At 33.6% G+C, this 6,414-nt stretch carries 6 protein-coding genes and 1 pseudogene; 2 read left to right on the top strand and 5 right to left on the bottom strand.

Annotated features, from left to right (window positions below; all coding sequences use genetic code 11):
• A partial coding sequence (locus MKY71_RS19950) for a phage integrase N-terminal domain-containing protein (protein WP_340733916.1) occupies nucleotides 1-657 on the bottom strand: 657 nt, incomplete at its 3' end.
• A gap of 1,964 nt (nucleotides 658-2,621) precedes the next feature.
• Nucleotides 2,622-2,972: a hypothetical protein gene (locus MKY71_RS19945; protein ID WP_340733915.1), complete on the bottom strand. Its 351-nt coding sequence runs from the start codon at nucleotides 2,970-2,972 to the stop codon at nucleotides 2,622-2,624.
• A gap of 186 nt (nucleotides 2,973-3,158) precedes the next feature.
• Here MKY71_RS19945 and MKY71_RS19940 point away from each other — a divergent pair, with 186 nt between their 5' ends.
• Complete coding sequence (locus tag MKY71_RS19940; protein ID WP_340733913.1) at nucleotides 3,159-3,785, top strand: hypothetical protein; 627 nt, start codon at nucleotides 3,159-3,161, stop codon at nucleotides 3,783-3,785.
• A 115-nt stretch (nucleotides 3,786-3,900) separates the two neighbouring features.
• On the opposite strand, the gene MKY71_RS19935 is transcribed toward MKY71_RS19940, so the two are convergent.
• Nucleotides 3,901-4,131, bottom strand: a complete 231-nt coding sequence (locus MKY71_RS19935) for a hypothetical protein (RefSeq protein WP_340733912.1) — start codon at nucleotides 4,129-4,131, stop codon at nucleotides 3,901-3,903.
• 238 nt (nucleotides 4,132-4,369) lie between these two features.
• Here MKY71_RS19935 and MKY71_RS19930 point away from each other — a divergent pair, with 238 nt between their 5' ends.
• Entirely contained in the window at nucleotides 4,370-4,552 is a 183-nt protein-coding gene (locus tag MKY71_RS19930; protein WP_340733911.1) for a hypothetical protein, read from the top strand.
• A 51-nt stretch (nucleotides 4,553-4,603) separates the two neighbouring features.
• Here the strand turns inward: MKY71_RS19930 and MKY71_RS19925 are convergent, their stop codons facing one another.
• Entirely contained in the window at nucleotides 4,604-5,689 is a 1,086-nt protein-coding gene (locus MKY71_RS19925) for a protein rep (RefSeq protein WP_340733910.1), read from the bottom strand.
• Between the two features lie 440 nt (nucleotides 5,690-6,129).
• A pseudogene (locus MKY71_RS19920) lies at nucleotides 6,130-6,414 on the bottom strand (hypothetical protein); the annotation flags it as partial.

Raw genomic sequence — 6,414 nt, 5'->3', positions numbered from 1 at the left:
AAACAGACGACCTCCACGCTCGATATGAGGAAGTCTAATCATTAATAATTGGCGTACCTCTGATGAAAGAGGTACAGAACGATGCATCCCATTTTTCGCTTCCCCTAAAACCTCGTAATAACCAGTTCGCATTGCTTTTTCAGCTTGCGAACGTCGCATACAGACAGCTTCACTCACTCGAAGGCCCATCGTTCGTGAAATCGTCATCACATCGCTTGTAATCGTTGCTACACGTGAATTCGAAGATTGAACAGACAAAAGTTGCTGCATTTCCCTATATTCACTACTAGTCCACCCACGATCCCCCGTAATAGCAATCGTTTTATCCAGATACACATCGTATTCTTGTTTTAATTGCAGATTGGAAGCTAATTCATACTTGGCATTGGGAACCATATCATGCAGATAACGAATCGCCCCTAAATCATTTTTGAGCGTTTTATCACTAATACCTTCTGCTTGTCGATACTCAGCAAAAGCCACTAAATGCTTATCTTGTAAATTTCGTAAGTTTTTCATTTTAAAATTTTCGTCCAAAAAATTGACGAATGTCTTGCAGCTTTTTAAATAGCGATCACGCGTCGCATAAGAACCACTGCGTGTATGCTTAAAAAGCTTCATCGTTTGATTCATAATGGCTGAATTACCTTTTGTCATAGCTTTTTCCTTTCTAAAAAAGTGCAGACCTCACCCATTCGTAAAAATAAAGCATCTCACTGAAAACTACATAAAACACAGCTGATATAAGTGCTTCTAAACGTTGCCGTAAGTGAGATTTGAGCGATGTGCCTGTTTCCGTCTCTCTGCCGAAATTAAAAAGTTTTTTAATTTTAGGCAGAGAGACGGAAACTCCCGCTGGATAAGGATGAGTAATAAAATGAGATATTCCTGCACACAGGTGAGCTGTTCGCTCGATCTCGTTGTAACCGGCAAAGCCTTCTCCCGAATAGCTGCTAGCAAGCTAAGTTACAAGTGTACGAATGTTTACATGTCTCGCTACATGATAATTTTCTTACTGGGTATTACTGATGTTGCTGTGATTTTTGTTATATCTACCTCCCATTTCCTAATTAACTCTCCGTCTTTTGCTCAATTCCTTCTGTCATATGGTTTAAATATCTCTTGTCGTCGAATTCCTTCAGTTATTAACTGCATGTCTCTTATCATATTCGCTCCTTTAAAGTCGTTATATGATTTCATTTTTGGTGTGTTTTTCATCTGTCTCCAGCTCCTTTTTGGTTATTTTTGAACGCAAAAAAGCCCTTGAGTGTTAAAAAAGGGCATAGCTATGCTTTCCCTGTTTTAAAACCCAAAGGCTTTGGTAAGTTCAAAAAACGTCTAATACCAGTGGTATTGACAATAATAAGTTAAATAAAAGTAAGTTAATACATTAATATTATTATATTTTTCTAATATAGTAAAGGATTTTTCTCACCACAACACACCTTTTCTGATCGCAAGGGACAGGTAGTATTTTTTTGCAAAAAGCGTGCAAAAAAATCTCCACCTTCAAGCCCTTGCCATCGGAAATTTTTCGGGCAGTGTAAAGGGCAACCCCCGATATACGAAAAAATGGAGATTCATCTATCGGAGTTTCCCTTTCTATTATCGCCCGAAAAACCGGCAGCAGCCGGCCCTATTCATTTCCTGTCCCAAATGGAAATAGCGCATTAAAAAGATCCCCCCTCAACCAAAAAAATGGAGAGGGAAAACAAATTATGCACGATTTTATGCAAATTTCTAACCTGACGAAAACTTACAAAATATTGCTGTATCAGCATTTACACCAATTGTATAAAAAGCTGCATAAAGAATGTTTCATAAAAAAAGCAAGAAACGTTGATGTAACAGCGTTTCTTGCTTTTTGGTGTGTTCCCAAACTTGCGTTTGGGAACGTTATTTTGTATGTCTTTGTATAAATTTATTTCATTAAATTATTAGTTTTTTTCTTAGATTTTAGTAGTAAATATAGTAAGAGTGAAGTGACCAGCAATATAGCATAAAACCATATTGAATGATTCCAAACATTCTTGAATTCCATCCAAAAACTCATTCCACCCTGTTCATAAGGTAATACAGAGTACAATGAAACTTCAATGTACAACATTAAGCTGAAAAATAAGAGTAACGGTAGAAAAAGTATCCATACCATAAGTTTTGTATTCATAAAGTGCTTCCACTTCTTTCTATCTTTTATAAGTTCAACGTAATATTTGGATTAAAGTTTCAAATACTCGACTGAACATTCCCTAAGTGTCATTTGGGAACGTTATTAAGATTTATATTAATAATTTATAAAAAGATTAAAGATTATTTAAAGCTAGCGTTAAAATAATATTCTAATGCCCTATAGCCTTTAATAAATACCCAATATGCGTTAGCTGCATAGCTATTATTACACTTGAGAACGCAATTACAATTAAACAAATTGCTTTAATTAAATTATAAAGTTTATCACTCAACTAATAGCCCTCCTTCTATATGAGTTAGACGAAATTAACCCTTAAACGTTCCATATTTATCCATATCGGTATGTTCAACTAAATTGTGGGATATCGAAAATGCACCCAAAGCGATGTTTGGTAACCATTTATGAAATACGTTAGATACACAAAAGTACCTTAACTTAATATAATAGTGGCTATAATGAGATAAACGTGTACTGCAATAAACAAAGTTAACGCAATTATAACTACCCATTTTATCAACACCAAATTACCCTTCGAAAACAAAAGGAATGCAATATATACGACTACCGCCAGCACTGCGATCGGCAAATGATAAAACCATACTCCACCAAACAGCAGTAATTTTGTCAATGGAAAGCTTAGAAGTATAGATACTAAGCCTCCCACAATATAACTTAGGGTTCTTGAGAGTTTTTTATAACTTACTTTGTAAAAAATAAAGCCACCAATTGCACTGATGAACACTACTGTCATAAAGATATACATAATAGTTAGATAGATCACTGACACGCCCCCTTTTCGAATCCATATTACCATAATATTTCAACTAACCTGCCACATTGGTTGAAATATAACATTCCCAAAACAACGTTTGGTAACATTTCATAACACCACATTTTTAAAGGTGAACTGCTATTTCACATAGAATAATAAGTATATGACTAAATGTGAAATGAGGGTGAATAGAGGATGCTTCAGATAGATGAGAAAGCAACATTAAATAGCATTTTAACAGCTCTTAGAGCAGGCAATAAAGCTGAACACATAGCAAAAGCCATAGACGGCATAAGCCAAAAACCATTTTTAAAGGCATTAAAAATGGCTGGATATGAGTATAGTAATAAGGCTCCTAAAGGCTGGCGTTACACTGGAGAAGATTCGGAACCTTTAGATAAAAGTATTTTTGATTATGTAAACTTTAATTCAACAAAGGTGAACATTTCTTCACCAATAATTCACCAGGAAGTCACACAGAGTAATACGGATGTGAATAGCAATAATCACGAAATCACCTCTCATTCACCGGTCATTCACCCCCAGTTCACACAGAATGAAGTATCAATGCTAATGGAAATGCTTTATGAATGGCAGCAGCAAAAGAAGATAACTAAACCATCAGAGGAAATTAAAGTTCCTCAGCAAATACATGAGCGTATAAAAGGACTTCCACAAAGCGATAAGACTCGAAAAACGATTGTAATTGATAAAGGGATCGGTGACCGTTTAGATAGTTATTGTAAATCTGAACGAGTAAACAAGTCCGACATATTACATTTAGCAATAATGGACTTTCTAAATAAAGTGGAAGGCCCTTAATCTTGAAAAAATAGACTACATTCATGAAGAAAAAATAGGAACATCAGAAAATTAATATATTTGGTTACTTAAATAAAAATAAAAAGAGCAGCAATTGCTGCTCTTTTTATTTTATTTATTTTACAAAATACAATACTACAAAAACTATAAATAAAATTACACCTAAAAAAATTGCAATTTTATCAACAAAATTTTTACTACGCATATAACCTACAAAAGCTAATAAACCCGAAGAAATTGCTAAAGCAATATAATTATATCCTTTAGGTTCAAAAATAGTTAACAAACAAACAATAAAAATAACTAAAGGTCCAATGTAAACCCAATTATTATCCTTTTTTTCCATTTTAGTTCAAATTTCCCCTTTTATTCCAACTTTACTAATGTTACCATAAAGCGAATGATATTTTAGAAAAACATTTAGTAATTCTAGTATTATTCCAAAAAAGACAACCTGGGGGAGACATGGAGCAAAAAATGCAGTTACAATAGCAACAGCAGCTGGACTTGGTGCATTACTAGCAATTCCAGTTCCACTAGCAGGTCCATTATCAGCATTTGGAACAATTATTCTGGATAAAAGTTTGAAAACAGCTTATTTCACAGACAAAATTTCAATGCGTATGTCTGGTTCTACTTTCCAAAATAAACATGAAATCACTATGTATAGTGACTCTTCATATACTAAAAAACTTGGAAGCACAATAACAATTATTGAAAATATAAGTGCTGGTCCTAAATCTGTTATAATTGAAGAAGAAATGTAAATAACAAAAAGGGGAGTAGCAATTGCTACTCCCCTTTTTGTTCAATAATATCTATATTTCATTACTTTCCTCAATAAATTTTGCACGTTGGTTATATTCTTCCAGTTCTTCTTTAGATAATTGACGTAGTACATTTTCATACTTTGAAGTTTTCCAAAACGACTGCAACAAATGCGTATATTCATTTTCATCTTTCTTTTTGTATTTATCTAATTCACCTTTTTTGAATTTTGCTAAATATTCTTTGAAGATCCCGTTATATGTAAGTAATTGTCGGCCTTTCAATGCTCGGTAAAAAACATCAAAAACAGCTTTGCTATGATAAATTTCATTACCCTTTGCCGAATACTTCGCTATTTCCAAGACAGCCCCATTTTCCGACTTTTCACTAGAGCGAACCTTTCTCACATCTACTTGCGTAATTCTTTCATCATCCATGCATTCCTGCCACATCTCTAGCCATTTATCACGACTAATATATTGAGTTCCTTGATTAAAGTAACTTTTATTTACAGCTAAAATCGCATGAAAATGAGGATTATATGTATTATATTGAGGATTCAAATCTTTCTCTTCCAATCCACGTATTTCAAAATAAGCTTGTTTCTTTTTATACAATTCTTTTGTAATCTTCGGTTCTTGATCCGTCGTAATTTCAAGTTTACGCATATAACCATTCACAACTTTTTTTACAGATTGTCTTTTCATTAAGTTCTTAAAAGCTAAATTAAATCGATCTATTTCATTTATTAACTCTTCCGGTGAACAATTGGGAGTTGTTAAAGTCAACATAATAAATTCCTGTTCTTTTTCTTCGCGAACTGCCTGCAGCAACACCGAAATTTTAATCGCATCTTTTTTAGCCGTGTTCCATGTACAAAGTGGACAAAAACGATTGCCACAACTGTTCGATTTATGCACTTTCCTCACACTCAATTCTCGATTGGTTAAAAATTCAAAGTAATTGCCGCACGTTTTAAAACGCTCATTCCCGGTGACTGTTAAATAATTTTCAATATAAAACTGCGCCAATTTATTCAATTCTTTTTTAGGCGTCATTTTTTCTAATAAAGTCTTTCCTAATTCTGTGGATTTTAGTTCCTGTTTGGTTATTTTTTCTGCTTGATATATAGGCATATTTAAGTTACAATCGCTTTAAGTTTTTTGTTTTACTTACAAATAAAGACTCATAAAAAGCGACTTGCACTCCTCTCTGTTTTCGATTTGACTTAGACACTTAAATCATAAAACAGTATTATGGAAAATGCAAGTCGCTTTTTTCTATATCCCTTGTGGCTCTAAGAAAGAAAGGCCCACATACGTAACAATTTGCTTCGCCAATAGTTACGTATGTATCAAGAAAAGAAGAAACTCAAAAAACCACCCTAAAAACAGGGGTGGTTTTTTACGTACCCAGTTTTATCTCTCCGAATGAAATTTTTAAATTAATTTTAAAAAAATTAATTTAAAATTTAAGTAAAAAAAATTCAAAAAAAATTATAAAGAAAATTTTAAAAAACAAAAAAGAATAGAAAAGATTTTTAAAAAATTATCAAAATTATTGAATAGCCTACTAGTTATTTGCCGTTCGTATAAACTTTGATAACTTCAAGACGACCATGACCAACCTCTTGTGTCACAATCTTGGCTGCTGCTTTCCAATTCAGTCCTTGAGCCTGTAAATCAGTCATACGATCTTGCACATAACTGTAACGTAACCCGTGAAAAGTTAGTGGATTGACCTCGTTCGATAGATTTATACGCTTCAAAGCACCCTCCGACGTCTCCACATCCCCTCTATGGCGTTCTAAATGCTTCTCAATACGATTGACTACCTGATGTGCCTTTTCGCCTTCAGAGAC

The sequence above is a fragment of the Solibacillus sp. FSL W7-1324 genome, from assembly GCF_038008025.1.
GTDB lineage: Bacteria > Bacillota > Bacilli > Bacillales_A > Planococcaceae > Solibacillus.
This window is presented reverse-complemented; position numbering and strand designations above follow the sequence as displayed.

Bases quoted from the DNA above. Each gene is read 5' to 3' on its own strand.
- MKY71_RS19940 (WP_340733913.1), top strand. From the start codon at position 3,159: ATGCTTCAGATAGATGAGAAAGCAACATTAAATAGCATTTTAACAGCT.
- MKY71_RS19935 (WP_340733912.1), bottom strand. From the start codon at position 4,131: ATGGAAAAAAAGGATAATAATTGGGTTTACATTGGACCTTTAGTTATT.
- MKY71_RS19925 (WP_340733910.1), bottom strand. From the start codon at position 5,689: ATGCCTATATATCAAGCAGAAAAAATAACCAAACAGGAACTAAAATCC.